The 3,399-nt window shown below is 65.7% G+C and carries 1 protein-coding gene and 1 pseudogene; both read left to right on the top strand.

All coding sequences use genetic code 11. The features are described from left to right. On the top strand, positions 1-1,746 hold a 1,746-nt coding region (gene rpoB / locus ACTHNC_RS08560), incomplete at its 5' end, for a DNA-directed RNA polymerase subunit beta (RefSeq protein WP_440294178.1). 44 nt (positions 1,747-1,790) lie between these two features. Further along, positions 1,791-3,399 (top strand): annotated as a pseudogene (locus ACTHNC_RS08555) (DNA-directed RNA polymerase subunit beta'); the annotation flags it as partial.

Here is a 3,399-nt window from a genome sequence, read left to right as displayed (position 1 = left end):
CCGTTCCTCGAGCACGACGACGCGAACCGCGCCCTGATGGGTGCGAACATGCAGCGTCAGGCCGTTCCGCTGCTGCGCAGCGAGTCCCCGAACGTCGGAACCGGCATGGAGGGTTACGCGGCCATCGACGCTGGCGACGTGCTCACGGCGGAGAAGTCCGGTGTGGTCGCCGAGGTCTCGGCGGATGCCGTCACCATCCAGCTCGACGAGGGCGGAACGCAGACCTACTACCTGCGCAAGTTCGACCGCTCCAACCAGGGCACGAGCTACAACCACCGCGTCATCGTGAACGCCGGTGAGCGCATCGAGGCCGGCGAGGTCATCGCCGACGGCCCAGCGACCGAGGACGGCGAGCTCGCACTCGGCAAGAACCTGCTCGTGGCGTTCATGCCGTGGGAGGGCTACAACTACGAGGACGCGATCATCCTCAGCCAGAACCTGGTGAAGGACGACACCCTCTCCTCGATCCACATCGAGGAGTACGAGGTGGATGCCCGCGACACCAAGCTGGGCAAGGAGGAGATCACCCGCGACCTGCCGAACGTGAGCCAGGAGCTGCTGGCCGACCTCGACGAGCGCGGCATCATCCGCATCGGTGCCGAGGTCCGTCCAGGCGACATCCTGGTGGGCAAGGTCACGCCGAAGGGCGAGACCGAGCTCTCCGCTGAGGAGCGCCTGCTCCGTGCGATCTTCAACGAGAAGAGCCGCGAGGTTCGCGACACGTCGCTGAAGGTGCCGCACGGTGAAGAGGGCACGGTCATCGGCGTCAAGGTGTTCGACGCTGTCGACGGTGACGACGAGCTCGGCTCCGGTGTGAACCAGCGCGTCGCGGTGTTCATCGCTCAGAAGCGCAAGATCACCGCAGGTGACAAGCTCGCCGGCCGTCACGGCAACAAGGGCGTCATCTCGCGCATCCTCCCGGTGGAAGACATGCCGTTCCTTGCGGACGGCACCCCGGTCGACGTCATCCTGAACCCGCTCGGTGTTCCCGGCCGCATGAACTTCGGCCAGGTGCTGGAGATCCACCTCGGGTGGGCCGCCAAGCAGGGCTGGAAGGTCGAGGGCAACCCGGAGTGGGCGGCACGCCTGCCCGAGGTCGCACGTGAGGCCGCGCCGAACACGAAGGTGGCGACGCCGGTGTTCGACGGTGCGCTGGAGGAGGAGATCGCCGGTCTGCTGGACTCCACGCTGCCGAATCGCGACGGGGAGCGACTGATCGACCACACCGGTAAGACGCAGCTCTTCGACGGCCGCTCCGGCGAGCCGTTCCCTGAGCCGATCTCGGTGGGCTACATGTACATCCTGAAGCTGCACCACCTGGTCGACGACAAGATCCACGCCCGCTCGACCGGACCGTACTCGATGATCACCCAGCAGCCGCTCGGTGGTAAGGCGCAGTTCGGCGGTCAGCGCTTCGGCGAGATGGAGGTGTGGGCCCTCGAGGCGTATGGCGCCGCCTACGCGCTGCAGGAGCTGCTCACCGTCAAGTCCGACGACATCCTGGGCCGCGTGAAGGTGTACGAGGCCATCGTCAAGGGCGAGAACATCCAGGAGCCGGGCATCCCGGAGTCCTTCAAGGTTCTCATCAAGGAGATGCAGTCGCTCTGCCTGAACGTCGAGGTCCTCTCGGCCGACGGCACTCCGGTGAGCCTGCGCGACACGGATGACGAGGCTTACCGTGCCGCCGAAGAGCTCGGCATCAACCTGTCCAGCCACTTCGAGTCGTCGTCGATCGACGAGATCTGAAGCCAGCCAGACCCTTACTGACGAACTTTCTACTAGGAGAGAAATTGCTCGACGCAACAACTTTTGACGAGCTGCGTATCGGCCTGGCCACGGCAGACGACATCCGTCGCTGGTCCCACGGTGAGGTCAAGAAGCCCGAGACGATCAACTACCGCACCCTGAAGCCGGAGAAGGACGGTCTGTTCGGTGAGCAGATCTTCGGTCCGTCCCGCGACTGGGAGTGCGCGTGCGGCAAGTACAAGCGCGTGCGCTTCAAGGGCATCGTCTGCGAGCGCTGCGGCGTGGAGGTCACCAAGTCCTCCGTGCGCCGTGAGCGCATGGGCCACATCGAGCTCGCCGCCCCGGTGACGCACATCTGGTACTTCAAGGGAGTGCCGTCGCGTCTCGGGTACCTGCTCGACATGGCGCCGAAGGACCTCGAGAAGGTCATCTACTTCGCCGCCTACATGGTCATCGACGTCGACGAGAACGGTCGTCACGAAGACCTGCCGGGCCTCGAGAACGAGCTGCGCCTGGAGATCAAGGCGCTCACCGACCAGCGCGACGCCCGCGTGGCCGACCGTCTGGCGAAGCTCGAGACCGACCTCGCCGCCCTGGAAGAGGAGGGCGCGAAGGCCGACCAGAAGCGCCGCACCCGCGACGGCGCCGAGAAGGAGATGTCGCAGATCCGCAAGGGCTTCGACGAGGACATCGCGCGTCTCGAGCGGGTGTGGGAGTCGTTCCGCACCCTCAAGGTGGGCGACCTCAAGCCCGAGGATGCCGACTTCAACGAGCTCGTCGACCGTTACGGCCTCTACTTCACGGCCTACATGGGTGCCGAGGCGATCAAGAAGCGCCTGGAGAACTTCGACCTGACGGCCGAGGCGGAGCTGCTGCACGAGCAGATCGCCACCGGCAAGGGCCAGAAGAAGATCCGTGCGATCAAGCGCCTGCGCGTGGTCAACTCGTTCCTCCAGACCGGCAACACGCCGGCCGCCATGGTGCTCGATGTCGTTCCGGTCATCCCGCCGGAGCTGCGCCCGATGGTGCAGCTCGACGGTGGCCGCTTCGCCACGAGCGACCTGAACGACCTGTACCGTCGCGTGATCAACCGCAACAACCGCCTTCGTCGTCTGCTCGACCTCGGTGCCCCCGAGATCATCGTGAACAACGAGAAGCGCATGCTGCAGGAGGCCGTCGACGCACTGTTCGACAACGGCCGCCGCGGTCGTCCCGTCACCGGTACCGGCAACCGCGCCCTGAAGTCCCTGAGCGACATGCTCAAGGGAAAGCAGGGTCGTTTCCGCCAGAACCTGCTGGGCAAGCGCGTCGACTACTCGGGCCGTTCGGTCATCATCGTGGGCCCGCAGCTCAAGCTGCACCAGTGCGGTCTGCCGAAGGACATGGCGCTCGAGCTGTTCAAGCCGTTCGTCATCAAGCGGCTGATCGACCTGCAGCACGCGCAGAACATCAAGGCCGCCAAGCGCATGGTGGAGCGCGCGAACCCGCAGGTGTGGGACGTGCTCGAGGAGATCATCCGCGAGCGCCCCGTGCTGCTGAACCGTGCGCCCACGCTGCACCGTCTCGGCATCCAGGCGTTCGAGCCGCAGCTCGTCGAGGGCAAGGCCATCCAGCTCCACCCGCTCGTCTGCGCGGCGTTCAACGCCGACTTCG

It is taken from the genome of Humibacter sp. (assembly GCF_051954055.1).
Taxonomy (GTDB): Bacteria; Actinomycetota; Actinomycetes; order Actinomycetales; family Microbacteriaceae; genus Humibacter.
Note: the sequence above shows the minus strand (reverse complement) of the source record. Positions and strands in the feature narration are given on the sequence as shown.